Origin of the sequence: Aminobacter sp. J44 (genome assembly GCF_007829415.1) — a bacterium.
In the GTDB taxonomy this organism is placed as follows: domain Bacteria; phylum Pseudomonadota; class Alphaproteobacteria; order Rhizobiales; family Rhizobiaceae; genus Aerobium.
Genome location: NZ_VLJG01000027.1, coordinates 14,154 through 38,807, shown reverse-complemented (window position 1 = coordinate 38,807; position 24,654 = coordinate 14,154). Strand labels below are relative to the sequence as shown.

24 protein-coding genes are annotated in these 24,654 nt (G+C 63.0%); 19 read left to right on the top strand and 5 right to left on the bottom strand.

Annotation, left to right across the window (positions count from 1 at the left end):
* The first annotated feature begins 266 nt into the window (after positions 1-266).
* The 7 genes from L610_RS11995 (at position 267) to L610_RS11965 (ending at position 7,078) form a co-directional block, all read left to right on the top strand.
* The gene (locus L610_RS11995) at positions 267-884 is read left to right on the top strand and encodes a L,D-transpeptidase (RefSeq protein WP_024848144.1); all 618 of its coding nucleotides are present in this window, start codon (positions 267-269) and stop codon (positions 882-884) included.
* Positions 885-962: 78 nt separating this feature from the next.
* Positions 963-2,249 (top strand): RsmB/NOP family class I SAM-dependent RNA methyltransferase, encoded by a 1,287-nt coding sequence (locus L610_RS11990; protein ID WP_144705375.1) that lies wholly within the window; start codon positions 963-965, stop codon positions 2,247-2,249.
* Between the two features lie 56 nt (positions 2,250-2,305).
* The gene (locus L610_RS11985; RefSeq protein ID WP_144705373.1) at positions 2,306-2,758 is read left to right on the top strand and encodes a TspO/MBR family protein; all 453 of its coding nucleotides are present in this window, start codon (positions 2,306-2,308) and stop codon (positions 2,756-2,758) included.
* A 66-nt stretch (positions 2,759-2,824) separates the two neighbouring features.
* Entirely contained in the window at positions 2,825-3,283 is a 459-nt protein-coding gene (locus tag L610_RS11980; RefSeq protein ID WP_144705371.1) for a PaaI family thioesterase, read from the top strand.
* Positions 3,267-3,914 (top strand): 5'-methylthioadenosine/S-adenosylhomocysteine nucleosidase, encoded by a 648-nt coding sequence (locus L610_RS11975; protein ID WP_144705369.1) that lies wholly within the window; start codon positions 3,267-3,269, stop codon positions 3,912-3,914. Before L610_RS11980 ends, L610_RS11975 begins: the two co-directional genes overlap by 17 nt.
* A gap of 39 nt (positions 3,915-3,953) precedes the next feature.
* Positions 3,954-5,528 (top strand): glutamine-hydrolyzing GMP synthase, encoded by a 1,575-nt coding sequence (guaA, locus tag L610_RS11970; RefSeq protein WP_144705367.1) that lies wholly within the window; start codon positions 3,954-3,956, stop codon positions 5,526-5,528.
* A 293-nt stretch (positions 5,529-5,821) separates the two neighbouring features.
* Complete coding sequence (locus L610_RS11965) at positions 5,822-7,078, top strand: site-specific integrase (protein ID WP_088713396.1); 1,257 nt, start codon at positions 5,822-5,824, stop codon at positions 7,076-7,078.
* Here L610_RS11965 and L610_RS11960 read toward each other — a convergent pair.
* Positions 7,050-7,328 (bottom strand): AlpA family transcriptional regulator, encoded by a 279-nt coding sequence (locus L610_RS11960; RefSeq protein ID WP_121583338.1) that lies wholly within the window; start codon positions 7,326-7,328, stop codon positions 7,050-7,052. The two genes, L610_RS11965 and L610_RS11960, sit on opposite strands and share 29 nt — an antisense overlap.
* A 264-nt stretch (positions 7,329-7,592) precedes the next feature.
* Between L610_RS11960 and L610_RS11955 the strand changes: the two genes are divergently transcribed.
* The 7 genes from L610_RS11955 to L610_RS11925 all read left to right on the top strand — a co-directional run bounded on the left by L610_RS11955 (position 7,593) and on the right by L610_RS11925 (position 13,644).
* On the top strand, positions 7,593-8,537 hold the full coding sequence (locus L610_RS11955; RefSeq protein ID WP_132004686.1) for an ArdC family protein: 945 nt from the start codon (positions 7,593-7,595) through the stop codon (positions 8,535-8,537).
* A complete protein-coding gene (locus L610_RS11950; RefSeq protein WP_104959423.1) occupies positions 8,534-8,938 on the top strand; it encodes a DUF2958 domain-containing protein in 405 nt (134 codons plus the stop codon). The genes L610_RS11955 and L610_RS11950 overlap by 4 nt, the downstream gene beginning before the upstream one ends.
* Positions 8,939-9,061: 123 nt before the next feature.
* Entirely contained in the window at positions 9,062-11,191 is a 2,130-nt protein-coding gene (locus L610_RS11945) for a ParB/RepB/Spo0J family partition protein (protein ID WP_144705365.1), read from the top strand.
* A 422-nt stretch (positions 11,192-11,613) separates the two neighbouring features.
* Positions 11,614-11,778 carry a hypothetical protein gene (locus L610_RS11940; RefSeq protein WP_144705363.1) on the top strand — a complete coding sequence of 55 codons (165 nt, stop codon included), beginning with the start codon at positions 11,614-11,616 and terminating at the stop codon, positions 11,776-11,778.
* A 198-nt stretch (positions 11,779-11,976) separates the two neighbouring features.
* Positions 11,977-12,525, top strand: coding sequence for a hypothetical protein (locus L610_RS11935; RefSeq protein WP_144705361.1), 549 nt, complete (start codon positions 11,977-11,979; stop codon positions 12,523-12,525).
* A gap of 65 nt (positions 12,526-12,590) precedes the next feature.
* On the top strand, positions 12,591-13,007 hold the full coding sequence (locus L610_RS11930; protein ID WP_144705359.1) for a hypothetical protein: 417 nt from the start codon (positions 12,591-12,593) through the stop codon (positions 13,005-13,007).
* On the top strand, positions 13,000-13,644 hold the full coding sequence (locus L610_RS11925) for an antitoxin of toxin-antitoxin stability system (protein ID WP_144705357.1): 645 nt from the start codon (positions 13,000-13,002) through the stop codon (positions 13,642-13,644). Before L610_RS11930 ends, L610_RS11925 begins: the two co-directional genes overlap by 8 nt.
* Before the next feature lie 39 nt (positions 13,645-13,683).
* Here the strand turns inward: L610_RS11925 and L610_RS11920 are convergent, their stop codons facing one another.
* Together L610_RS11920 and L610_RS11915 are read right to left on the bottom strand one after the other, a co-directional pair.
* On the bottom strand, positions 13,684-13,857 hold the full coding sequence (locus L610_RS11920) for a YegP family protein (protein ID WP_088712175.1): 174 nt from the start codon (positions 13,855-13,857) through the stop codon (positions 13,684-13,686).
* A 10-nt stretch (positions 13,858-13,867) separates the two neighbouring features.
* Positions 13,868-14,152 (bottom strand): hypothetical protein, encoded by a 285-nt coding sequence (locus L610_RS11915; RefSeq protein WP_088712176.1) that lies wholly within the window; start codon positions 14,150-14,152, stop codon positions 13,868-13,870.
* A gap of 228 nt (positions 14,153-14,380) precedes the next feature.
* On the opposite strand from L610_RS11915, the gene L610_RS11910 reads away from it, so the two are divergent.
* The 5 genes from L610_RS11910 to L610_RS11885 all read left to right on the top strand — a co-directional run bounded on the left by L610_RS11910 (position 14,381) and on the right by L610_RS11885 (position 22,644).
* Positions 14,381-18,700: a strawberry notch family protein gene (locus L610_RS11910; RefSeq protein WP_144705355.1), complete on the top strand. Its 4,320-nt coding sequence runs from the start codon at positions 14,381-14,383 to the stop codon at positions 18,698-18,700.
* Positions 18,700-19,737 carry a toprim domain-containing protein gene (locus L610_RS11905; protein ID WP_144705353.1) on the top strand — a complete coding sequence of 346 codons (1,038 nt, stop codon included), beginning with the start codon at positions 18,700-18,702 and terminating at the stop codon, positions 19,735-19,737. Before L610_RS11910 ends, L610_RS11905 begins: the two co-directional genes overlap by 1 nt.
* Positions 19,738-20,079: 342 nt before the next feature.
* Positions 20,080-21,006 carry a DUF2493 domain-containing protein gene (locus L610_RS11900; RefSeq protein ID WP_144705351.1) on the top strand — a complete coding sequence of 309 codons (927 nt, stop codon included), beginning with the start codon at positions 20,080-20,082 and terminating at the stop codon, positions 21,004-21,006.
* Between the two features lie 266 nt (positions 21,007-21,272).
* Entirely contained in the window at positions 21,273-21,713 is a 441-nt protein-coding gene (locus L610_RS11895) for a hypothetical protein (RefSeq protein ID WP_144705349.1), read from the top strand.
* 604 nt (positions 21,714-22,317) lie between these two features.
* Complete coding sequence (locus L610_RS11885; RefSeq protein ID WP_144705347.1) at positions 22,318-22,644, top strand: DUF736 domain-containing protein; 327 nt, start codon at positions 22,318-22,320, stop codon at positions 22,642-22,644.
* A gap of 65 nt (positions 22,645-22,709) precedes the next feature.
* On the opposite strand, the gene L610_RS11880 is transcribed toward L610_RS11885, so the two are convergent.
* Together L610_RS11880 and L610_RS11875 are read right to left on the bottom strand one after the other, a co-directional pair.
* On the bottom strand, positions 22,710-23,951 hold the full coding sequence (locus L610_RS11880; protein ID WP_144705345.1) for a type II toxin-antitoxin system HipA family toxin: 1,242 nt from the start codon (positions 23,949-23,951) through the stop codon (positions 22,710-22,712).
* Positions 23,944-24,249, bottom strand: a complete 306-nt coding sequence (locus L610_RS11875; RefSeq protein ID WP_144705343.1) for a helix-turn-helix domain-containing protein — start codon at positions 24,247-24,249, stop codon at positions 23,944-23,946. The genes L610_RS11880 and L610_RS11875 overlap by 8 nt, the downstream gene beginning before the upstream one ends.
* Positions 24,250-24,654: the final 405 nt, after the last annotated feature.

The following is a 24,654-nucleotide window of genomic DNA, read 5'->3' as shown; positions in this document are numbered from 1 at the left end:
GCCTGGCGGGGGCATGAGGCCCTCTCGCCCCTTCATTATCTTCACTTCGTCAGGCACCGGCAGCGCCCCTGCGCTCTGTCATCCCGCCAAACGAAAAACCCGCCAAAAAATCGGCGGGTTTGTCAGTGGTCTGAGGGCGCGGAGAAATCCGCGCCCTTTTCCTTTCGAGAATGTGACTACATCCGGGCCCGCCAACCTATCGCGGCTGGAAAGATTTGGTTAACCATAAGTCTTTACCAGTTGCCGCAAAGGAATGGAGGGGACGGATGGCAATTTCACGCAGAGGTTTCTTGATCGGGCTGCCGCTGTTTGCGGCTGGCTGCTCGGTTACCGAGTACAGTGCCGATATTCGAAACTATGCTGCGGTTCCGCACCCGCAATTCCCGCTCGCGGCTCTTTCGCCCGAGAAGATCAAGCCTGAACTTCGCCGCCGCGTCGTTGACTACAAGACGAGCCACAAGGCCGGTACCATCGTCGTCAACACCCCGGAACGCCGCCTTTACTACGTGTTGGGCGACGGCAAGGCGATGCGTTACGGCATTGGCGTCGGCCGCGAGGGCCTCGCGCTGAGTGGCAATGCCTATGTCGGCCGCAAGGCCGAGTGGCCGAGCTGGACGCCGACCGGCAATATGATCGCGCGCGACCCGCGCAATCGCCAGTACGCCGGCGGTCTGCCGGGTGGCCTCAACAATCCGCTTGGCGCCCGCGCGCTCTATCTCTACCGCGGCGGCAGGGACACGATGTTCCGCATCCACGGCACCAACCAGCCGAATTCCATCGGTCTTGCCGTATCGAGCGGTTGCGTGCGCATGCTCAACCACGACGTTATCGACCTCTACGAGCGCGTGGCTGTTGGCACGAACGTGGTGGTCATCCAGGCCTGAGACGACCCTTCGCTTGTCTTCACCGCCGGGTCCCGGTAGCAAGGGCTATTCGGGACAACCGGCGTGAAGGCGTGACACATGCGACTGGGCGGAAGACTTGCGGCAGCCATCGAGGTTCTGGGCGACATCGAGAGCCGCCACCGCCCGGCAGCTGACGCGCTAAAGGACTGGGGCCAGTCCCACCGCTTCGCCGGCTCCGGCGACCGCGCCGTAATCGGTAACATCGTCTACGACGCGCTGCGCAGAAAGCGCTCAGCCGCCTGGCTGTTCGAGTCCAACGAGCCGCGCGCACTCGCAATCGGCGCGCTCATCCTCCAGTGGGGCATGAGCGCCGACGAGGTGAATTCTATTCTCGACGGCGACCGCTTTGCGCCCGAGCCGCTGAGCGCGGCAGAGCTCTCCGCCATTGCCTCCCGCAACCTTGCCGATGCGCCTGCGGCAGTCCAAGCCGACTGCCCGGACTGGTGCGCGCCGCTCGCTGAGGAAGCATTTGGCGACGAGTGGATTTCGGAACTGCAGGCGCTTTCGGGCCGCCCGCCGCTCGACCTTCGAGTCAACACGCTGCATTCCTCGCGCGAGCAGGTGCTTGAAGCGCTGGCGGACGCCGGCGCTGCTCCTGCCGATTATCCTCCCGATGCTGTTCGCATTCCGCCGATTGACGGCGACGGCCGACACCCGAACGTCCAGGCGTCCGATGCATTCAAGGAAGGCTGGTTCGAGGTGCAGGACGTTGGCTCGCAGATGGTCGCCGCCATGGCTGGCGTAACGCAGGGCATGCAGGTGCTCGACTACTGCGCCGGTGCGGGTGGCAAGACGCTCGCGCTGTCGGCCGCGATGAAGAACACCGGCCAGATTTTCGCGCACGATGCCGAGCGCCAGCGTCTCAATCCGATCTTCGAGCGCCTGCGCCGCGCGGGCTGCCGCAATGTCCAGGCTGTTGCCGGCGAGGAGGGGTTGCGCCCGCTCGAAGGCCAGATGGATCTCGTGCTGGTCGATGCGCCTTGCACCGGCTCCGGCACCTGGCGGCGCCGCCCTGACGCAAAATGGCGGCTCACCGAAAAGCAGCTCGAAACGCGCGTTGGCGAGCAGACGGCGATCCTTGAGGACGTGAAGCGGTTCCTGAAGCCCGGCGGCAGGATCGTTTACATCACCTGCTCGTTCTTCCCGCAGGAAAACAGCCACCGCATCGCCGGCTTCATCGAAGCCAACCCCGAGTTCGAGGTCATCTCGCCGGAAAAGCTCTGGCAGGACACGTTCGGCGCGAACCTCGACAGGGCCCGGTTCGGCACGCATGGCGTGACGCTCAGCCCCGCGCGCACCGCAACTGACGGCTTCTTCTTCTCGGCGCTGCACCGGAAGGCCTGACAGGAACCATGCGACCCCGGCTCCGTTCTACCGGAGCTTGCATTTGAAGGGGTCACATGAAACGCATTCTTCCGCTCATTCTGTTTCTCATCCTCGTCGTCGGCGGTGGCTGGCTCATCGGCATGGAGACCGCGCCGGGCCAGTGGTACGAGTCGCTGAACAAGCCTGCCTTCAACCCCCCGGGATGGCTGTTTGGCCCGGTCTGGTCGATACTCTATATCCTGATTGCCATCGCGGGCTGGCGCACCTGGATGCGCCAGAATACGCATGGCGCGATGACGATCTGGTGGGTGCAGCTTGCGCTTAACTTCCTCTGGTCGCCGCTGTTCTTCTCGCTGCAGTCCCCGGTTGCGGCACTTGTCGTCATCATCGCGCTGCTGCTTTCAATCATCCTGTTCATGCGCACGGTGTGGAACGAAGACCGCGTCGCTGCCTGGCTATTCGCGCCCTATCTGGCGTGGGTCGCCTTCGCGACGCTGCTCAATGCGTCGATCGTCGTTCTGAACTGACTTTCCCGCACTGCACAAATCTGCGATTGCTAATCCCTGGCGTTCTGGAAGGGAGCAGGGATCTGGATGTCAGTCAGGTTTGAGCCTTTCGGCGACTATGAATCGCGCGTGCGGGCTTCCTATGCCCGCCAGAAGATCATGGGTGCCATTGGCGCGGAGCTTACGCGGGTCGAGGCGGGCACCGTCGAGATCGAGATGGACTATCGTCCGGAGCTGACCCAGCAGCACGGCTTCCTGCATGCGGGCATCATTTCGACGGCGCTGGATTCGGCCTGCGGCTACGCGGCCTATTCGCTGATGCCGGAAGACGCGGCGGTCCTCACCATCGAGTTCAAGGTGAACCTGCTGTCGCCCGGCCGCGGCACCCGCTTCCTGTTCCGCGGCTCGGTCACGAAGCCCGGGCGTACCATCATCGTTGCCGACGGGCAGGCTTATGCCTACGACGCCGACGGCAACGCAAAGCTGATCGCAACGATGACCGCGACGATCATGTCCGTGAGCGGACGAGATGACATTGCCGGTTGAACCCGTCACCAGCCTCGGCGGCCGACGCGTCCTGTTCGTCATGGCTGCCGAGCCCGAATATGGCCCGCACCTCAAGGCCCGCTTCAAGCCGCTGATGACCGGCGTCGGGCCGGTCGAGTCGGGGGTCGTCGTTTCGGCGGCGCTGGCGCGGCTCGAGGCGAAGGCCAGCCTACCCGATCTCGTCGTCTCGCTGGGCTCGGCCGGCAGCCGGGTACTCGAACAGGCGGAGGTCTATCAGGTCGCCTCGGTTTCCTACCGCGACATGGATGCTTCGGCCCTCGGCTTCCCGAAGGGACAGACACCGTTCCTCGATCTGCCGGTGACGATCGAGCTCCCGCACCGGATCGAAGGCATACCCGCCGGGAGCCTGTCGACGGGAGCGAACATCGTCTCCGGCTCGGCCTATGACGGCATCGAGGCCGAGATGGTCGATATGGAGACCTTCGCGGTGCTGCGCGCCTGCCAGCGCTTCAACGTTCCGCTGATCGGCGTGCGCGGCATTTCGGATGGAGCGGAGGAGCTGCGCCATGTCGGCGACTGGACCGAGTATCTGCACGTCATCGACGAAAAGCTCGCAAATGCGGTGGATATGCTCGCCATTCAGCTGGAACAGGGCAGCCTTGCATTCTGACAGCTTGCACAATCGTTCCAGTTTCTTTATGCGCTCGCCATGAACTCCACCGCTCATCCCGACACAGTCCTTATCATCGATTTCGGCAGCCAGGTGACGCAGCTGATTGCGCGCCGGGTACGCGAGGCTGGCGTTTATTCCGAGATCGTCCCGTTCCAGAATGCCGAAGATGCGTTCCATCGCATCCAGCCGAAGGCGGTAATCCTGTCGGGCAGCCCGGCATCGACCATCGACATCGGCAGCCCGCGCGCGCCGCAGGTGGTGTTCGAGGCCGGCATTCCGGTTCTCGGCATCTGCTATGGCGAGCAGACCATGTGCGCCCAACTGGGCGGCAAGGTCGAAGCCGGCCATCACCGCGAGTTCGGCCGCGCCTTCCTGGAGATCCAGGAAGACAGCCCGCTGTTTGAAGGCATCTGGGCGAAGGGCACCCGCCACCAGGTCTGGATGAGCCACGGCGACCGCGTCACCGCGCTGCCGGAAGGCTTCAAGGTCATCGGCACCTCGACCGGCGCGCCGTTCGCGGCCATCGCCGACGAGAAGCGCCGCTTCTACGCGGTCCAGTTCCACCCGGAAGTCGTGCACACGCCGGATGGCGCGAAGCTGCTTTCGAACTTCGTCCACCGTATCGCCGGCCTTGCCGGAGACTGGACGATGGCGGCGTACCGCGAGCAGGCTATCGAGGCGATCCGCAAGCAGGTCGGCGACGGCCGCGTGATCTGCGCCCTTTCAGGCGGCGTCGACTCGTCGGTTGCAGCGGTCCTGATCCACGAGGCGATCGGCGATCGCCTGACCTGTATCTTCGTCGACCACGGCCTGATGCGTAAGGGCGAGGGCGAGCAGGTCGTCTCCATGTACCGGGAGCACTACAATATCCCGCTGGTGCATGTGCAGGCGCAGGACCTGTTCCTGTCGCAGCTCGAGGGTGTCTCCGACCCCGAGGTCAAGCGCAAGACCATCGGCCGTCTCTTCATCGAGGTGTTCGAGGAAGAGGCAAAGAAGCTGGCGGATGCCGGCAAGCCGGCCGACTTCCTGGCTCAGGGCACGCTCTATCCGGACGTGATTGAAAGCGTCTCCTTCACCGGCGGCCCTTCGGTAACGATCAAGTCGCACCACAATGTCGGCGGCCTGCCCGAGCGCATGAAGATGAAGCTCGTTGAGCCGCTGCGCGAGCTGTTCAAGGACGAGGTCCGCGCGCTCGGCAAGGAACTCGGCCTGCCGGATCACTTCATCGAGCGCCACCCGTTCCCGGGTCCGGGCCTCGCCATCCGCTGCCCGGGCGTCATCACCCGCGAGAAGCTGGAGATCCTGCGCGAGGCGGATGCGATCTACCTCGACGAGATCCGCAAGGCTGGCCTCTACAACACCATCTGGCAGGCGTTCGCCGTGCTGCTTCCGGTCCAGACCGTGGGCGTGATGGGCGATGGCCGCACCTATGAGTTCGTCTGCGCGCTGCGCGCGGTGACCTCGGTCGACGGCATGACCGCCGACTTCTACCACTTCGACATGGAATTCCTCGGCCGCGCCGCGACCCGCATCATCAACGAGGTGCGCGGCATCAACCGTGTCGTCTACGACGTCACGTCGAAGCCCCCCGGGACCATCGAGTGGGAATGATTCAGGGCCATCCGAACGCCGCCGACAATGCGCCAGAATTTCCCCTAACACTCTGATTAAAAATAATTTTTTATCCGCTACCTATCGAGACCTATCGGTGGGTAGCAATTACAAACACCGTCACGATTGACGGTGCTCGCTCATATTGATCACGGCCGTCTCAGAAAGTACCGTCACAAGAGCTGAGGATTGTGACGGTACTTTTTCCAAGGTAAGGCACTGATAATAAAGTGATTTAGGCGTCACGAACCTCCCAAAACCGCATGACGGTACTTTTCGGAGGCTGCGCGAAGATGTTGACGGACGCTGCGCTTAAGGCGCTGAAACCAAAAGACAAAGTCTACAAGGTGTCGGACAGGGACGGCATGTATGTCCGTGTCACGCCGACGGGTCTGATCTCCTTCAGCCTGGATTACCGGCTGAATGGGCGTCGCGAGACCGTCTATCTCGGCAGATACGGACGTGACGGCATTTCGCTCGCACGGGCTCGCGAACTCTGCCTGGACGCCAAGCGCGCAGTCCGAGAGGGCCGCTCACCCGCAATTGAAAAACAGCGCGAGAAGCGCCGCCTGAAAGAGGCCAAGAGCTTCGGTCAGTTCGGCGAGAAGTGGCTGGACAAGGCTCCGATGGCGGACAGTACCAGAGCGATGCGGCGCTCGATCTTCGATCGAGAGTTGCTGCCCGTCTGGCGCAACCGGCTGCTGCGCGAAATCACCCCAGATGATCTGAGAGCTCTCTGCGCCAAGATCGTCGATCGCGGTGCGCCTGCAACGGCCATCCACGTCCGGGACATCCTCAAGCAGATCTACAGTTTCGCGATCCTGCACGGCGAGAAGGTGCCCAATCCCGCCGATGAAGTTGGCCCAGCTTCGATTGCTGCATTCCGGCCCAGAGACCGTGCGCTTTCACCGACAGAGATTCGCATCATGCTCAGGCAACTGGAGCATGTCCCGACTTTGCCGACCATTCGCCTCGGCATGAAGCTCTTCCTGCTGACGATGGTTCGCAAAAGCGAGCTGCAGGACGCGGTTTGGGACGAAGTGGACTTCGAGAACGCGGTTTGGAGCATTCCGAAGGAGCGGATGAAGCGCTCCAAGCCACACAATGTGTATCTTTCCCGACAGGCGCTCGACATCATGATCGCGCTCAAGACCTGTGCCGGCAATTCCCGGTATCTGCTGCCCTCGCGTTACGATGCGGATGCCCCAATGTCGCGGGCGACGTTCAACCGCATCACCTACGCGGTGGTCGATCTGGCGCAGAAGGAGGGGCTGCCGCTCGAGCCGTTTACAGTCCATGATTTGCGACGGACCGGCTCAACGCTGCTGAATGAACTCGGTTTCAACAGCGACTGGATCGAGAAATGCCTCGCCCACGAGGACGGGCGATCTTCGCGCGGCGTCTACAACAAGGCAGAGTACGAGGTTCAGCGCCGCCATATGCTCCAGGAATGGTCGGACGTCGTTGACGCATGGGTGGAAGGCCGCAAGCGGCCTGTCACCCTTCTCCCTCCGACCATGCCTATGCTTGAGCCCGACCCTGCCCTTTGACCGGCCGGAACTTCCGCTGGGCGACGTCGGGGTGTTTGGCGCGCGGGATTGGCCGCGTGCGCCGGCTTTCGAGCCACGCTTCGACCTCGGCAAGATCCCAGACGACGCATCTGGGTGAAAGGGCAAAGCGGCGAGGAAATTCTCCGCGCTGCTCCATTTCGTAAATGGTGCTGTCCGCCAGAGGAACGATTTCTCGCAGTTCATTCCTTCGGATCGAACGTTTGACGGGCCGGTCGCTAACGGATGGCATCTGCAGCTCCTGATCGTGGTGCGGTGATGCGATTGGAGCCGATATGTGCCGATAAGGGCCAGCAGAAATTGGCCGCGGCGTATGGTCGGCGACCATGGCGTGCAGATCGGACAGGCCTGATGCTGTTTGCGGCCGCTTTCTCAGGCGGGTCTTCTCCATTTAGGCCCCACCGCGGCTCCTAGAGTGAGAGTGCGGACGGGGTTTGCCGTGACGGGTTGAAGGTCGGGAGAGAGGCTTCCGGCGCCCGTCGCGGAGACAATCTCGATGGCCAGACAGAACCGCGCCGCACGCGACGGCGGCGACCGCACCAATCTCTATGACGAGATCACCGCGAAAATCATCAACGAGCTGGAGCAAGGGCGCTTGCCCTGGGTCCAGCCCTGGGGCACGGCGGCGAAGGCGCCGCTCGCGATGCCGAGGAATGCCGCGACGGCCCGGCAATATTCCGGGATCAACATTCTGATCCTCTGGGGCACCGTTGTTCAATACGGCTATCCGACCCAGCATTGGTTGACTTTCCGCCAGGCCTTGTCGCTCGGCGGCAATGTCCGGAAAGGTGAGCGCGGCACGACCGTCGTCTATGCCGACCGCTTCACGCCCGAGGATGAGAAGCGCCGCGCGCGGGAGACGGGGGAGGAAGCTGGCAGCATCCCGTTTCTCAAACGCTTCACCGTGTTCAACACGGCGCAATGCGAGGGCTTGCCTGAGGATGTTGCTATCGAGGCGCCGCCACCGCCGCCCCACATGATCGAGCCAAGGGTCGAGGCGCTGATCCGGGCGACCGGAATCGACTTTCGCATCGGTGGGAACCAGGCCTTCTATGTTCCAGCGCACGATTATGTTCAGGTGCCGCCGCCACAGGCCTATTTCGAGCCGATCGACTGGCACCGGACCGCCCTGCACGAGCTGGGGCACGCCACCGGCCATGCCTCCCGGCTTGGGCGGGATATGTCGGGCCGCTTCGGCACCAGGAAATACGCATTCGAAGAATTGGTCGCCGAAATGAACGCGGCCTTCTGCTGCGCCTCGCTCGGCGTTGTGCCGACCGTACGCCATGCCGACTACATCGGCTCCTGGCTCGAGGTGCTGCGCGAGGACAACCGCGCCATCGTCCGCGCCGCTTCCCAGGCCAGCAAGGCGGCCGATTGGCTGCTGGCGCATCTGCCCCGCGAAGATACAGCATCGACGGATCGGAGGGCTGCGGCATGATCCTCCTGACCAGCACCCAGCGCGAGCAGCTCCTCGCCAATGGCCGCCAGAGCGATGTCGACCCCGTCCCCGTGGTAAAATTCTTCAATCCGTTGGGTAGCGGCGTCTGGCTTGCGACCGAATTGGATAGCGACGGTGACACCCTTTTCGGCCTTGCCGATCTGGGGTTTCCAGAGCTTGGAAGCTGGAGCCTTGGCGAAATGCAGGCGATCCGCTTGCCCTTTGACATGAGGATCGAGCGCGATCTGCACTTCACCGGCGATTTCCCGATCTCGGTCTGGGCTGACATGGCGCGGCGGGCCGGTGGCATCCGCGAGGCCGAGCGCATTCTTTACTCCGGCGCCCGAGCCGCCTCCACGCCGACCCGGAAACAGACCGATACACAGAGCCGGAAACACTGAATCCCGCTTCTCCGGCTTTACGATTTGCGCCGCTCTCTTGAGAGGAAGAGGGCGGCGCTTTGCTTCGTGACGGGTTGGTGGCCGGAGAGAGAGGCTCCCGGCGCCCGTCATGGAGTAAGGCATATGGCTGCTGCCGTTCAGAAGATCACCCTCGCGTCCTCGCGCGATATCCCGTTCAACAAGCTGGCGCTGAGCCAGGCCAATGTCCGGCGCCTCAAAGCCGGCATCTCGGTCGAGGAACTGGCCGAATCCATCGCCCGCCGCGGCCTGATCCAGTCCCTGCATGTGCGGCCAGTCCTCGACCCTGAGGGCAAGGAAACCGGCATGTTCGAGGTGCCCGCAGGCGGTCGCCGCTATCGGGCCCTTGAATTGCTGGTCAAGCAGAAGCGTCTCGCAAAAACTGCACCGGTACCATGCGTCATATCCGAGGCCGATGCCGACATCCTGATCGACGAAGTCTCGCTCGCGGAAAATATCGAGCGCGCGCCGCTTCATCCGCTCGATCAGTTTCGGGCCTTCCAGGCGCTGCGCAACAAGGCGATGAGCGAGGAAGCCATCGCAGCCGCCTTCTTTGTCGACCCGAAGGTCGTCAAGCAGCGCCTGCGTCTTGCTGCGGTCTCGCCCGTGCTTCTCGACGTTTACGCCGAAGACGGCATGACGCTCGAACAGCTCATGGCCTTCACCGTGTCGGAAGACCATGCCCGGCAGGAACAGGTCTGGGATGCGATCAAGGATTCCTGGCAGAAAGAGCCGCACTATATCCGCCGTCTCCTGACTGAAACCGCAGTGCGCGCCTCTGACAGGCGAGCGCTTTTTGTCGGTATCGAGGCCTATGAAGCCGCCGGCGGCTATGTGCTGCGCGATCTCTTTCAGCGCGACGACGGCGGCTGGCTTCAGGATCCGGAGCTGCTCGATCGCCTAGCAGGCGAAAAGCTGAAAGCCGAAGCCGAGTCCATTGCGGCCGAAGGCTGGCAGTGGGTCGAGGTAGCGGTGACCTTTCCCTATGGCCACGACCACGGCCTGCGGGAACTCGAGGGCTCGGTCGCCGATCTGACCGACGATGAGCGCGCCACCCGCGAATCCCTGCGCGAGGAATATGACCGGCTCGAAGCCGAATATGCCGAGGCCGACGAGCTGCCCGATGAGGTCGATCAGCGGCTTGGTGAGATTGAGCAGGCGTTGGAAGAATTCGAGTGCAGGCCGATGATCTATGATCCCGAACAGGTTGCGCGGGCGGGCGTCTTCGTCAGCATCGATGGGAACGGCAAGCTGCGGGCCGAACGGGGTTATGTTCGGCCCGAGGATGAAGCGGCGATTGATGGCGAAGATCCCGATGGCTCCTCCGGCCCGGCCACAGAGGGCGCAGTAGCTGGTGTGTCGCATGCGGTTGTCCAAGTCGGTGGCGGCAGCGAATCTCCGGAGGACGACGATGAGGCCGAGATTGTGCGGCCGCTGCCGGACCGGTTGATCAGCGAGCTGACCGCGCATCGCACGCTCGCGCTGCGCGATGCTGTTGCGATGAATCCCCATATTGCGATGACCGCGCTGCTGCATCGGCTGGTGATGGACACCTTCCTGCCGCAGCCCGCCAGGGGATGCCTCGAGGCCCATGTCCGCCAGGTTCACTTGCCGGCACAGGCTGAGGATTTGCGCGACAGCGTCTCGGCGCGGTCTGTTACCGAACGGCACGAACGCTGGGGCGATCACATCCCGGCTGACGATGAGGCGCTCTGGAACTGGCTGATCGATCTCGATGAGGAGTCCCGCATGGAGCTTCTCGCCCATTGCGTCAGCTTTGGCATCAACGCCCTTTACGAAAAGCCCAATCCCTATAGCGGCACGGGCGTCAGCCAACACGGGCTGGAGGTGCGTCTCTCCCAGGCGAACCGTCTGGTGTGCGCTACCAGCCTCGACATGGTGGCGGCGGGCTGGAAGCCGACCGTCAGCAATTATCTCGGCCGCGTGACCAAGCCACGCATCCTTGAGGCGGTTCGCGAAGGTGCAGGCGAACGGGCGTCGGAGCTGATCGGGCATCTCAAGAAGGGCGACATGGCCAAGGAAGCCGAGCGCCTGCTCGCCGACACCGGCTGGCTGCCCGAGCCGCTGCGCATGATCGATTCCGCTGCAGAGGTTGACGCTTCGGCGGATGGCGATGTCGAGGTGGACCTTCCCGATTTCCTGGCGGGCGACAGCGAGGATGAAGGCGCCGTCGAAGAGGAGGATGAGGCACAACAGATGGTCGCGGCTGAATGATCGTTACCCGGGGCGGCTCCGGCTGCCCCGTCTTTTTTCTGTCGCAATCAGGATGGCGGGAGTCGAGCCAGCCTCACCTTGGGTTTGGCCCTCGTCATTGCTGAGCAAGGGATTTTCATCCGGGCCTGGAGGAACATGGCCTTGGTGCCAGCGTGGCACCAAGGCTGGCGCGGCGAGCCATATGCAACGGATTTCGCCGTTTCCTGCCAGATGCAGAGCACCACCCCCGCTTCCATTCGCGAACCTTGGTCTGATCCGTTGTCTTTGCATTCAACCCGCAAGGGGTCGGCTTACGCACGCGTGCCGCCCTCGCGGATTCGGACGAGCCGAACGCGCTAGGGTGATTGCAGATCCGGTCAGACACTTCGGGCGCCTGTCGCGCGGGGGATGGTCCCCCGCCTCCGAGACAGGAGCCGGAACCCATGTCCTATGCAGATGCTACCGCCTTCGCCGCCAGCCTCGCTGCCACGCTGATGGTCTCGATCGTCGTGTTCCAGGCCGGGGACGGTACCCACGGCGCCATGCCCGCCAACGAGTTCGACGGCGATGAAGAGATGGTGAAACTCGAACTCGATCCATGGTCCTGAAGTGCGCAAGCACTTCATCCCGGCGGCCCGGAACGCAGACAATGCGTGCGGGCCGTCGCCCTGCGGAGGGCTATCTATCGACGGCGGCAGCGGCGGGACCATGTCCCGGCAAGGAAGAGGGAGAGTGCGGGCCTGTTGGCCGTGACGGGTTGGTGGCCGGAGAGAGAGGCTCCCGGCGCCCGTCGCGGAGTATCTTCCATGTCTCTTAACCGTTCATCCGCCTTTCGACCGATCGGCGAAATCCTCGCCCGGCAGGTGCTGCCCGGGCTGCGTAGCGCCCTTCGGTATCCGCTACGGGTTTCCTGTCTCGGCACTGTCCGTTTTGTCGATGATCACGATGCAGACGAATTCGACCGGACTATCGTTATCGGCGAATGTACCTCTCCCCAAGACGCCATGACGATCGCGGCACAGCGCGTTTCGCGTGACGATATTCGCGTTGGAGGGGACGACACGCTGCGCTTTGAGGCGCGCATCGCCGCAATTCATGACTCGACCTACGGTCTGGTCCTCGCCGGAGAAATCCGGGCTCGGGCCATTGTCTGGCAGCAGCCTGTCACCTCTGACGCGCAAGCCCGCCGTATCGTGAGCGAGGCAAGCCGATTGCGCGGCAGCGCCTCGGCAGCTTGCAATGCCCGGTTGGCCCGCAACCTGCGCTATCGCGCCAGTCTCCTCGAGACACGCCTGGTCGATCGCGGCTGGSGGGAGACCGCCGCGGAACTGCTTAGCCYGCCCCGCGCCGCCTGATTTTCATCCCCTTCCACGCAATAGGTCTGGTCCTGCGCCAGGTCTCGTCATGTCCGGAGGCAATTATGGCTGACTATTACACCCATTTTTCCTGCCTGCTCGATGTAGGCACCCCTGAGAACGCTGTCCGCGCGCTCGAACTCTATAATGCGCTGGCGGACGAAAACGCCGCCGAAGATCCGTCATCGGATGGCTTCCTGCTGTCGATCCAGCCCGAACATGGCGGTACGCAGCTCTGGATACGCGACGATCCCACCGGGGATCCCGAGCACGTCATCCAGTTCGTCAAGCGCTGCGCCGCCGTGTTCGGGCTCACGGGCCGGTGGGGCTTCCAATATGCCAACACCTGCTCGAAGCCGCGCCTCGATGGTTTCGGCGGCGGCGCGCACGTACTCGATCTTTCGACCGGCGAGACCGTGGACTGGATCTACACCGACGGCTGGCTCGCGACCGTGCTGGAGGGAGGCGATCCCCATGCCTGAGATCATCGAAACCACGGTCTATCGCCTCAACGAGCTTTCCCACACGGCGAAGGACAAGGCCCGCGCCTGGTATCGCGATGGCGGCTTCGACTACGATTGGTTCGACGCCGTCTATGAGGATTTCCAGCGCATCGCCGAGATCCTCGGTATCCGCTTCAAGACCCGGACTGCTCGCCTGATGGGCGGCGGATCGCGGCAGGAACCCTGCATCTGGTTCCGGGGCTTCTGGTCGCAAGGTGACGGCGCGTGCTGGGAGGGCTCCTACTCGTATGGCAAGAATGCCTCAGCCGCGATCCGGGCTTACGCGCCGCAGGACGAGATGCTGCATGGCATCGCCGATGCGCTTCAGGATGCCCAGCGGCGCAACTTTTATCAGCTTCGCGCTGACGTTGGTCATCGCGGCCATTATTACCACGAATACTGCATGGAAATCTCGGTCGAGCGGGCCAGCCCGAACTGGCAGGACATGACCGCCGACGCGGAGGACGTCGTCACCGAGGCGCTGCGCGATCTCGCCCGCTGGCTTTATCGCCAGCTCGAGCGCGAATATGACTACCTGTCCTCCGATGAGGTGGTGGACGAGACCATCCTCGCCAACGGATATACCTTTACTGAAATCGGTGGCCGATTTGGCTGAATTGCCCCAACAGCCACCGATCGCTGAGCCGCGCGATGCTTAGCTGTTATCCTCGACCGGCGCGTCGGGACCATTCTTCTTGATTGAGTCGATCGCGTTCTGCGCGCTGGCCTTGCTCGTGTAGCCCTCGGTCGAGAACATCACTTCGCTGTTATATTTGAAGCGCACCCGGAACTCGCCAGCCTTATCCTTGTAAATCTCAAACTTATGCATGAATGGCTCCCTATGCCTTCTTGATGAATTTGTTGATGACCAGACCGGCAACTATCTGCACGATCGCTCCTGCGACACCGCCGCCAACCAGTTGGCCGGCAAGGGCAGCAATATCGAGACCACCGGCCGCGCCGCCAGCGCCAAGCAGTGAACCCAACAGCGTACCGCCGCCAACGCCGCCCACGGCTCCGGCGATCAGATTGCCGATATTGCCAAGGTCCGCGCCTTTGACAGCCTTGCCGCCGGCGGCACCACCGGCGAGGCCGCCAATGAGTTGAGCAAGAATAGCTTCCATAATACGCCCCTCTCTCAAGACGTAGGCACAGTATCGTCTCGAGAGACGAAGGACGATGCTACTGTACGCTTCATCCCCATATTTTCATTTCGGGTGCGGCATTGTCGGGAAACTGCGCTCGACCGTAGTCGGCAAGAGGAAGAGGGCGGCCGGAACGGGATGAGTTCGGGCAGCTGAGAGAGAGCACTGCTCGGGCTCTCCTGTTTCCGCTCTCCCGAGGTTCCTCTCATGAACATGGTGTCTCCCGTGACCGGCTCGGTCACGTCCGTTGCCACAGCTCCTGCCATTCTTACCGCCGCGACCATCCTCTTGGGCCATCTGGAACGCGGCCAGCATGTCAGTGCCGCGACGCTGCGCGATGCGATGGAAACGGCTTTCGGCGCCTCCGATGCGACCGGTGCCTGGGACTGGAAGACGGCCTATGAGGCCTGCGAAGTCGCGACAGTCCTCTTCTTGCGCAAATACGGGAAAGCGCTTTTCCGGAAAGCCGCGTCTCCGGCTGCACGGCTTTCCGCCATTGCCCGGATCGTGGACCGGTTGCCGACCCACACGCGCCGATCCGAGGAAAGCCAGGCGCTCCAGCAATTCTCGACGCCCGCACCGCTCGGTCTCGCTGCCATCGCAGCAGCCAAAATCACCGCCAACGACGTGGTGCTGGAACCGTCGGCCGGAACCGGCCTCATGGCGATCCTGGCCGAGATTGCCGGCGGCAGGCTGGTGCTGAATGAGCTGGCCGATACCCGCGCTGAGCTGCTTTCTTCCCTCTTTCCGGCTGTTTCCACCACCCGCTTCGATGCCGCACAGATCGACGATCACCTCCGACCGGCGATCGTCCCCTCGGTCGTGCTGATGAACCCGCCATTCTCGGCGACGGCCAATGTTTCGGGGCGAATGGCTGACACGGCGTTCCGCCATGTCACCTCGGCTCTCGCACGGCTGGCCGATGGCGGGCGGCTCGTAGCTATAACGGGAGCGAATTTATCTCCTGATCAAGCTGGCTGGCGCAATGCTTTCGTTCGCCTGCAAGAGCAGGGCCGCCTGGTCTTCAGCGCAGCCATCGCCGGATCGGTTTACGCGAAGCATGGCACGACCTTCGCGACGCGCCTGATCGTTATCGACAAGACGCCGGCCAAAGATCCGTCGCAGTTTCCGGCTTCATCCGGCACTGCGCCCGATGTTGCGAAGCTGCTCGACTGGATCGAGACACAAGTTCCACCACGCTTGCCGGTTACACACCCGAAACTGCCGGAATCCGTCCTGGCGGCTGTGCCAAAGTCAGTGCGCGGCACCCTCACGCGCGCGGCGATGGCGCGATCCGCCACCGCTCCACTTGGCGATCCTGAGGGTGTTGAACTCGTCTATGAGACGGTGGACTGGACGCCGCCCGAGGGCGCACGACTAACCGATGCGATCTATAAGCAGTACGGATTGCAGTCGATCCGGATTCCCGGTGCAGAGCCGCATCCAACCAAGCTTGTCCAATCGGCTGCCATGGCTTCGGTTGCACCACCGAAGCCATCTTATCGGCCGATGCTGCCTGGCGACATCCGTGAGCGCCTCTCCGATGCCCAGCTCGAGACGGTGATCTATGCCGGTGAAGCCCATGCCGATTATCTGGCCGGCGCCTGGTCCGTGGACGAAACCTTCGACACGGTTAGCGCTGCGCCCGCGGACGCAGAAGGCGCTGTACGGTTCCGCCGGGGGTTCATGCTCGGTGACGGTACCGGAGCCGGAAAAGGCCGCCAATCTGCCGGAATCATCCTCGACAACTGGCTGCGCGGGCGGCGCAAGGCCATCTGGATCAGCAAGTCGGACAAGCTGATCGAGGACGCGCAGCGGGACTGGTCGGCGCTCGGTATGGAGCGGCTTCTGATCACGCCGCTATCGCGCTTCTCGCAGGGCAAGCCGATCACGCTGTCGGAAGGCATCCTTTTTACCACCTATGCCACGCTGCGCTCGGATGATCGCGGCGAGAAGGTTTCGCGCGTCCGGCAGATCGTGGATTGGCTGGGATCGGATTTCGACGGTGTCATCATCTTCGACGAGAGCCATGCCATGCAGAACGCCGGCGGCGGCAAGGGAGAGCGCGGCAATATCGCCGCATCGCAGCAGGGGCGTGCCGGGCTGCGGCTCCAGCACGCACTGCCCGATGCCCGGATTGTTTATGTCTCGGCGACGGGCGCAACGACGGTGCATAACCTCGCCTATGCCCAGCGGCTCGGCCTCTGGGGCGGCGCGGACTTTCCTTTCGCCAGCCGCGCCGAATTCGTCGAGGCGATCGAGGCTGGCGGTGTGGCGGCGATGGAGGTGCTGGCGCGCGATTTGCGTTCGCTTGGGCTCTATACCGCGCGGTCCCTTTCCTACGATGGCGTCGAATATGAACTGGTGGAGCATCGGCTGACGGACGAGCAGCGCCGCATCTATGATGCCTATGCCGGCGCCTTTGCGGTCATTCACAACAATCTCGATGCGGCGATGGAGGCGGCAAACATCACCGGCAGCGAGGGCGCGTTGAACCGCCAGGCCAAGAGCGCCGCCCGATCCGCCTTCGAATCCGCGAAACAGCGCTTCTTCGGGCATCTCCTGACCAGCATGAAAACCCCGACATTGATCCGGTCCATCGATGCCGATCTTGCGGCCGGGCACGCCGCCGTCATCCAGATCGTCTCGACCGGCGAGGCGTTGATGGAGCGCCGCCTCGCCGAACTACCGAGCGAGGAATGGAACGACGTCCGCGTCGACATCACGCCAAGAGAATACGTACTCGATTATCTCGCCCATTCCTTCCCGGTGCAGCTCTACGAACCCTTCACCGATAGCGAGGGCAATCTCTCCTCGCGGCCGGTATTTCGTGATGGCCAGCCCGTCGAATGTCGGGCGGCTGTTGCCCGGCGCGACGCGATGATCGAGCACCTGGCCTGCCTCCCGCCCGTTCCCGGCGCCCTGGACCAGATCGTGCAGCGGTTTGGAACCGATGTCGTGGCCGAGGTCACGGGCCGTTCGCGCCGGATCATCCGCAAGGGCGAAGGCCCAGCGGCAAGGCTGGCGGTCGAGAACCGCGCGCCTTCCGCGAACCTTGCCGAAACCGCCGCCTTCATGGATGATCAGAAGCGCATTCTGGTCTTTTCCGATGCGGGCGGCACCGGGCGCAGCTACCATGCCGATCTCGGGGCGCGGAACCGGCGCCTGCGGGTCCACTATCTTCTCGAACCGGGCTGGAAGGCAGACGCTGCCATTCAGGGGTTGGGCCGCACCAATCGCACCAACCAGGCGCAGCCGCCGCTGTTCCGGCCCATCGCGACCGATGTGAAGGCTGAGAAGCGTTTCCTTTCGACCATCGCGCGGCGTCTCGACACGCTCGGCGCGATCACGCGTGGCCAGCGCCAGACCGGGGGCCAGGGCCTCTTTCGGCCCGAGGACAATCTCGAAAGCCCCTATGCCCGCGATGCCTTGCGGCAGCTCTATATGCTGATCGTGCGCGGCAAGGTGCAAGGCTGTTCGCTCGGCCGTTTCGAGCAGATGACCGGTCTGAAGTTGATGGATGCGAACGGCATCAAGGACGACCTGCCGCCGATCACTACCTTTCTCAACCGGCTACTGGCGCTGACCATCGACCTGCAGGCCATCCTGTTCTCGGCTTTCGAGCAACTGCTCGAAGCGCGGGTCGATGGGGCTATCGCCTCCGGCACATACGATCTTGGTCTCGAAACGCTCCGCGCCGAAAGCTTCACTGTGACCGGCCGTCAGGTCATTTACACCCACCCCGCGACCGGCGCTGAGACCCGGCTGGTTTCAATCAGCGAGCGCAAGCGCAACCAGCCGATGTCGCTCGATGCAGCCCTGCATGAACTGGCCGATCCGTGGGCAAAACTGTTGGTGAATGAACGCTCGGCCCGTGCCGCCGTCCAGATCCCCGCTACCAGTGTCATGCTGGACGATGGCGAGATCGAGCCGCGCGTACGGCTGCTCCGGCCGATGGAGAGCATGACCATTGCCCTTCGGGTGATGGGCGAAACGCACTGGACCGAAGCCGATCGGGACAGCTTCGCGGCCATGTGGAGCCGGGAAGTCGCGCAGGTACCGGCCTATTCCGAGGGCACCCTTTACATCGTGGCGGGATTGCTCCTGCCGGTCTGGAAGCGCCTGCCGCAGGATTCTACCCGTGTTTATCGGCTCCAGACCGATGACGGCGAGCGCATCATCGGCCGCCGTGTCTCGCCGGCATGGGCAGCCAGCGCCGCCGCCACAGAAAGCGTCAGCCTGACGGCCAATGAGGCTTACGCCGCTTTGATCGACGGGCGCACAATTCTCGACCTCGCCGAAGGGCTGCAACTGCGCCGCGTCCGGGTCATGGGTGCCTATCGCATTGAACTCACTGGCTTCAGCGAAGCCATGCGCGAACGCCTGCGCGCCTATGGGCTTTTCAGCGAAATCATATCGTGGAAGTTGCGCTTCTTTGTGCCGGTCGGGGCAGCCGGCAGCGGGATTATCGGCAGGCTGGTGGAGCGCTTCCCGATCGAACGTATCGCAGAACGGGAGGCGGCCTGATGTCCCGTCTTTACGCCACCGATCTGGCGCAGCGTCTCAGTCGGCAGGCCGAGTCGGTTTGTCGTCACTACCTCTCGAATGGCCATAAACAGGGCCAATACTGGCAGGTCGGGGACGTCCGCAATGGCGCGGGACGCTCGATGTTCGTGCGGCTGCATGACAGTGCCAGGGGACCGGCGGGCAAATGGTCCGATGCCGCCACCGGCGAGCATGGTGATCTGCTCGATGTAATCCGCGAAAGTCTCGGTCTCCTCGACTTCGCCGAGGTCGCCGATGAAGCCCGCCGCTTTCTCAGCCTTCCTTATCCGGAACCGGCGCCCACGGGGCCGCCTCGCGGAACTCCAGCTATATCGGGGTCGGCAGAAGCCGCACGCAGGCTCTGGCGCATCGCACAACCGATCACGGGCACTCTCGCAGAGACATATTTGCGGAGACGCGGCATTACGGATTTGCACGGAACCGGCGCGCTGCGCTTCCATCCGAACTGCTACTGGCGGCCCGAGCATGGAGGGCCAACCGAGACCTGGCCGGCGATAATCGCGGCGGTCACCGATCGCGATGGCGACATGACCGGCGCTCACCGCACCTGGCTCGCGCGTGACGGGTCGGGCAAGGCGCCGCGTGATCCGCCACGCAAGGCCATGGGGGACCTGCTTGGTAACGCCGTCCGGTTCGGAAAGGCACAAGATGTCATCGCGGCGGGAGAAGGCATCGAGACCATTCTGTCGCTGCGGCAATTGCTGCCACAGATGCCGATGGCCGCCGCACTCTCAGCCGGGCACCTCGCTGCTTTCCTGTTCCCGGCCCATCTGCGCAGGCTCTATATCGTGCGTGACAACGATCCGGCAGGCGACAGCGCACGAGACAGGCTCGTCGAACAGGCGCTGGCGGCCGGAATCGAGACCATCACGCTTTCGCCGATGATGGGTGACTTCAACGAAGACCTCACTTCGTGCGGGCTGGATGCATTGCGGGTACGGCTTCGCGGGCAACTGGCTCCAGACGATGTCAGCCGTTTCATGGCTTTGGCTGCATAGCCGGGATGAGAAGCGGGCGGGCGCTCGCGTTCCGTTGCGGCATACAGGAAGCCTTTCCTATTCGGCAGGGGACCGCGCTTCGGCCTTTGAGAGGGCGAGCGGCCCACAAACGGACCGGCCGGGCAATGGCGGCGCCCGACTGATTTCCGTCGGCGGCCCGCCACCCCACGCGACGAGTCGCGTTGGGACCCCGTCTCCCCCGCCTTTACAGCGCGAAGCAAATCAGCCGGGCTTTGCCATCGAGACCCTCGCGAAAGGCTCGGGCTGCCTGGCCGGACCGCCTGCGGGCTTGTCGTCGCCATAAGGCCGCGACGGTCGCGGTCCTTGCCATTGGAGCCTGCCATGTACACCCATGACGAACGCGAACCCGATCACGCGACATCTGCCACCGGCCATGTCATCGAGGAGCTTGAGCTTTACGGCTATCGTCCGTCAGAGGACGAGCCCGATCTCCGGATCACGCCCGAGGATCACATCATCCAGAGCGCGGTCGCTGACATTTTCGACGCCCTGATCTCTACCATGGCCGACACCAGTCTCGATTTCGACCTTGCCGAGATCCTCTGGTCGAGCGTCAATACCTTCCACCGCGCTGTCGAACGGATCGAAAAGAAGCTCGACGACAACGAGCAGGCCCAGAAGCGTCTCCAGCGCGAACAGGACGGGTCCGAGGTGAAATCCGTCCAGCTCGAGACCCTGATCGGGGTCGGGCAAAGTCTCATCGAACGCCGTGACAGTCTTGAGCTTTTCCGCGAGACCGCTGCCGATATCTATCTGCGCACCCTCGGCATGCCCTGGTCGCCGCGCTCGGGTTCACGGGTCAATCATCGCCAGATGACGGCGGCCATGATCGATAGCCGGGACTTCATCGTCGCCAAGCGACGCGCCGACAATGACGTGCTGTTACCGGCCGGCACGAAGATCGCCTTTTCGGGTGGCGAGACCACCGACCATCGATTGATCTGGGACAAGCTCGATCAGGTTCATGCCAAGCATCCGGACATGGTGCTGCTGCATGGCGGATCGCCGAAGGGCGCCGAGCGCATCGCCGCCACCTGGGCCCACAATCGCAAGGTGCCGCAGGTCGCCTTCAAGCCCGATTGGGCCAAACACGCCAAGGCCGCGCCTTTCAAACGCAACGATCAGATGCTCGGCACGATGCCGATCGGGGTCATCGTCTTTCCCGGTACCGGGATTCAGGACAATCTGGCCGACAAGGCGCGCAAATTGGGCATTCCTGTCTACCGCTTCGGGGCGGGCGGCGCGTGAGCGCCGCCCGCAATCCCTCAAGGCCTTCGACGAACCGGAGATGGCTCAACGTCCTGTCATGCCGGCGAAACACATCGCCTTTAACGTGATGGGCCGCTGGATCCGAGCATGTCCAGGCAGAGCAAGGAAAAGGGCCGGACAAGGTCAGGGGATCTCTTTGATCCCTATTTGTTCTTACTGATCGCTGGCACTTCTGCTACTGTTCCGATCGCGCCGTGGAGGTGGTGGCAGGCGCACCGTCCAATCCATTGCACGGAGACACCACCATGACCTTTCTCGGTATTCTCGTCGCCATGGCCGCCATAGGTTTCATGTGCTGGCTGCTGTTCAATCTTGCCGTCTTTGCGTTGCCCTTCTTCATCGGCGTGAACGCCGGTATCTGGGCCTACGGCACCGGCGCGGGCTGGCTTGGGGCTGTTCTTGTTGGTTTGCTCGCTGCCGGCCTGACCTTGGCGGCAGCCCAAGGCCTGCTCATTGTGGTCCGGCCGCTATGGGCTCGGTTGCTGATCGCGCTCGTCTTTGTCACTCCGGCTGTCGTCGCCGGCTTTTACGCTGCTCTCGGCATCGTCAAACATATGATGCCGTCCGAAACCTGGCAGCTCATCTTCTCGGTCATTGGCGCAATTGCCGTGGGAGTGACGACCTTCTTGCGGCTTGCGGCAATGGCATCTGCCGAGTCTGCTGACACGGGCCATGCGCGCATCTAGCCGCGTGTGTAGAATCCGGGTGGAGGCCAGAACAGAGGGATAAGCTCGCTGTCATCAGGGATCAGTGGCGCGGGACCGGCGTGGTGAACTCGCATCAGCCCGGTGGAGCGATGCGGCCCATAGCGGGAGCGCAGGACGGGTGGCGCGAATTTCGCGGGCACATTGCGGAACCCAGGCGGGGTGCGCTCTCGCCGACTTCGGTTGGGTCAAATAGCGGTACGCGTGCCAAGGACAGGAGCGACGTCACGGGCATCCGTCGCGACCGGTCTGGCGGAACCTTGAATGCGCCAGACTCTGCGTTCTTTTCGTATCTCTGACCGCTCCAAGCGGCCTCTTCCATGGCCTGATCTGGCCGAAGACCAGCGCGCGGGGCGCGCTTCGATCGCTTTGGCGCAACAGCGACGTCACAACTTTCTTCCCCTGACGGCCCCACCCCATGTTCCATGGGACCCCGAGGCGCGTCATTCCTCGCGCGAGCAAGAAAGTCCCTCCTGTGCTGTCCAGTCCCCGCAAACGGGGATGCGCCAGTGATCGTCTGCGTCCCGTCGATCGCCATCGAGGCCGCAATGGTGCGGGCTCGAAAACGGAAAGCGGAGATTTGAAAATGGCGACCATCGGCACCTTCAAGAAGACCGGTTCGAACGAATTCACCGGCGAAATCGTCACCCTCAGTGTCCAGGCCAAGGGCGTGCGTATCGTTCCCGACATCCGCGCAAACGGCGAGAACGCTCCCAGCCACCGGGTCCTGGTCGGCCGCGCCGAGATCGGTGCCGCCTGGTCCAAGCGCTCGGGCGAAGGCCGCGATTATCTCGGTCTCAAGCTCGATGATCCGAGCTTCACCGCCCCGATCTACGCCAACCTCTTCGATGACGAGGACGGCGAAGCCTACTCGCTGATCTGGTCCCGCCCCAGCCCGCGTCGCGGCGATTGAAGCGCAAATGGCCCCGGCGACACAGCCGGGGCCATTTCTCTGTCAGCCGCACCAATGAACGGCGCTCAGTCCAAGAGGACAGGCGTCATGGCCCTCACATGGGCGTCGATCCGCTCCAGAACGATCGATGGTATCGCATCACGTTCCGGCAATTTCCACCAATGCGCATCGATACGCCTTACAGTTTCGCTGACAGTTTTCAGGACGGCGGGCTCTGGAAGCCGCGCCCGATTGGCGAATGCCTTCCACCGCGACAGCGTCAGTGCCTTGAACGCGCGTTCGCCGCCAAGCGACAAAGCCAGATTGTCAGCCGGGATATAGGGAACCGTCGAAAGCATGTCGTAGATCGGCGCCAGGGCGGGCGAATTGCCGTCACCGGGATAGATCAACGACCAGTTTTTCAGGTGCATGTCGCCATTACCCATGACCACCGACAGGGTCAGGCGGCGGACGAACTCCAGCGCCGCTATCGGCGAGATCGCCACATTCAGAGCCGCGGCTATGTCATGATAGGCCGCGCCTTCATATTTTCGTGCCGGATAGATACCGAAGACCTGGGCGAAATCCTCGATATGAATTCGTCGCGCGCCGGAGGCGCGATCGAACCGCCGGATAAGAAGGACCAGCCCCTCGGCCAGGGTCTCGAACTCTTCAGGGATGCCTTCGAACTGGTCTTTGCCCACCAGCTCGCGTTCGGGCACGTCCATGCCGATGGCTTCGGCCAGCGCGAGATTGGCGAACTCGTTCTCCGACACGCCTGGAAAGGCGGTCGAAGGAAACTTGGCGATGTACTGACCGTCGCTGTCCCCGAGCGGCACTGTCAACCCGCCGCCCTTGCCGGTGTTCTTCATCACCGAAAGCTTCATTTGCACGCCGGCGAGCGAGAAACGCGCTTTCGGCTCGCCCTCAACTGCAGCGGTTGCAGCGACGATATCTCCGTTACTCGGGATAACCCGCACAGCGCCTGGCAGGTCGGCGCCCAGCGCGGCCAGCAGATCGAAATCATTGCCAGGCCGGACGGTCCGGGCGTGATGCTTTTCCATCGCCTCGCGCAGCTTGTCCTCGGGCAGGAGGTTGGCAAAGAAGGGCGGCAAGGCGCCTGCCACCGGGCGTGGATCCTTGCGCAATCCTCCCGTCGCCGCGCGGAAGGACAGGCTCAACACGGGATGCCCTCCGCTCGCGCGATAGGCAGGATCGAAGCTGAAGGCGTTGAAGTCGCCCGGTGTCCTGACGATCGTGCCGACCTTCACCTCATTGAGGAGAACATCGAGAGACAGGACGGTTTCGGCGGAGCGGGCTCTATTCATCATCACCTTCCGCTTGCGGGCTGAAAGCCGGCCGGTCGTCCTCGCCCTGCGGGCTGAGCAGGGCCTCAATGGCCGGGACCATCGCCTGAGGAACCAGCATCATCTCCAGGCCAAGCGCCCTTGCAACATTGATCAGAGTCGTGGCGCGTGCCGCTGCGGCTCCGGTTTCGATGTCGCGATAGCGGGGACGGGATATGCCGGCGAGATCGGCGACCTGTTCCTGCGTCAGGCCCGTCGCTAGCCGTGCGCGCCGAAAATGGTCGCCGATCATATCCAGAGCCTCTGCTTCGGTTTTCATTTGAATCCTTTACAGATCAATTTGCTCGATTTGATCCGGAAAGGTATCACAGGGCGGTCTGGAAGGCAAGAATTTGATCTGCAAACATATCTCAGTAGAACGGATTGATACGTTTGGGCGTCATTCAGCGTTCTTTGATGGCCGATCCTGTCAGCCTTCGTTGGCCGAATCAGTCGTCCGACAACAAAGGTCAGCGCCGCTGTAGCTGCGGAACAGAGGGTCAATTCCCGATGACTATTTGCCCAGAACGACTATTATAGATGGGGTATTCGGTCGCTCCCGGATGGCAGCTTCGAGCCTTGGTCAGTCGTTCCCGCCACGCTTCACGAATGACCGCATTATGCCCCCTCCTGACCGTTGTGGACGTCTTTGCCGCTTCCTGTAAGCAGACATGTAGAAACCACG

Bases quoted from the DNA above. Each gene is read 5' to 3' on its own strand.
- L610_RS11925 (WP_144705357.1), top strand. From the start codon at position 13,000: ATGCCTGAGATCATCGAAACCACGGTCTATCGCCTCAACGAGCTTTCC.
- L610_RS11940 (WP_144705363.1), top strand. From the start codon at position 11,614: ATGTCCTATGCAGATGCTACCGCCTTCGCCGCCAGCCTCGCTGCCACG.
- L610_RS11900 (WP_144705351.1), top strand. From the start codon at position 20,080: ATGTACACCCATGACGAACGCGAACCCGATCACGCGACATCTGCCACC.
- guaA (WP_144705367.1), top strand. From the start codon at position 3,954: ATGAACTCCACCGCTCATCCCGACACAGTCCTTATCATCGATTTCGGC.
- L610_RS11895 (WP_144705349.1), top strand. From the start codon at position 21,273: ATGACCTTTCTCGGTATTCTCGTCGCCATGGCCGCCATAGGTTTCATG.
- L610_RS11955 (WP_132004686.1), top strand. From the start codon at position 7,593: ATGGCCAGACAGAACCGCGCCGCACGCGACGGCGGCGACCGCACCAAT.
- L610_RS11950 (WP_104959423.1), top strand. From the start codon at position 8,534: ATGATCCTCCTGACCAGCACCCAGCGCGAGCAGCTCCTCGCCAATGGC.
- L610_RS11880 (WP_144705345.1), bottom strand. From the start codon at position 23,951: ATGAATAGAGCCCGCTCCGCCGAAACCGTCCTGTCTCTCGATGTTCTC.
- L610_RS11905 (WP_144705353.1), top strand. From the start codon at position 18,700: ATGTCCCGTCTTTACGCCACCGATCTGGCGCAGCGTCTCAGTCGGCAG.
- L610_RS11990 (WP_144705375.1), top strand. From the start codon at position 963: ATGCGACTGGGCGGAAGACTTGCGGCAGCCATCGAGGTTCTGGGCGAC.
- L610_RS11875 (WP_144705343.1), bottom strand. From the start codon at position 24,249: ATGAAAACCGAAGCAGAGGCTCTGGATATGATCGGCGACCATTTTCGG.
- L610_RS11980 (WP_144705371.1), top strand. From the start codon at position 2,825: ATGTCAGTCAGGTTTGAGCCTTTCGGCGACTATGAATCGCGCGTGCGG.
- L610_RS11965 (WP_088713396.1), top strand. From the start codon at position 5,822: ATGTTGACGGACGCTGCGCTTAAGGCGCTGAAACCAAAAGACAAAGTC.
- L610_RS11885 (WP_144705347.1), top strand. From the start codon at position 22,318: ATGGCGACCATCGGCACCTTCAAGAAGACCGGTTCGAACGAATTCACC.
- L610_RS11985 (WP_144705373.1), top strand. From the start codon at position 2,306: ATGAAACGCATTCTTCCGCTCATTCTGTTTCTCATCCTCGTCGTCGGC.
- L610_RS11930 (WP_144705359.1), top strand. From the start codon at position 12,591: ATGGCTGACTATTACACCCATTTTTCCTGCCTGCTCGATGTAGGCACC.
- L610_RS11920 (WP_088712175.1), bottom strand. From the start codon at position 13,857: ATGCATAAGTTTGAGATTTACAAGGATAAGGCTGGCGAGTTCCGGGTG.
- L610_RS11915 (WP_088712176.1), bottom strand. From the start codon at position 14,152: ATGGAAGCTATTCTTGCTCAACTCATTGGCGGCCTCGCCGGTGGTGCC.
- L610_RS11945 (WP_144705365.1), top strand. From the start codon at position 9,062: ATGGCTGCTGCCGTTCAGAAGATCACCCTCGCGTCCTCGCGCGATATC.
- L610_RS11960 (WP_121583338.1), bottom strand. From the start codon at position 7,328: ATGCCATCCGTTAGCGACCGGCCCGTCAAACGTTCGATCCGAAGGAAT.
- L610_RS11910 (WP_144705355.1), top strand. From the start codon at position 14,381: ATGAACATGGTGTCTCCCGTGACCGGCTCGGTCACGTCCGTTGCCACA.
- L610_RS11995 (WP_024848144.1), top strand. From the start codon at position 267: ATGGCAATTTCACGCAGAGGTTTCTTGATCGGGCTGCCGCTGTTTGCG.
- L610_RS11975 (WP_144705369.1), top strand. From the start codon at position 3,267: ATGACATTGCCGGTTGAACCCGTCACCAGCCTCGGCGGCCGACGCGTC.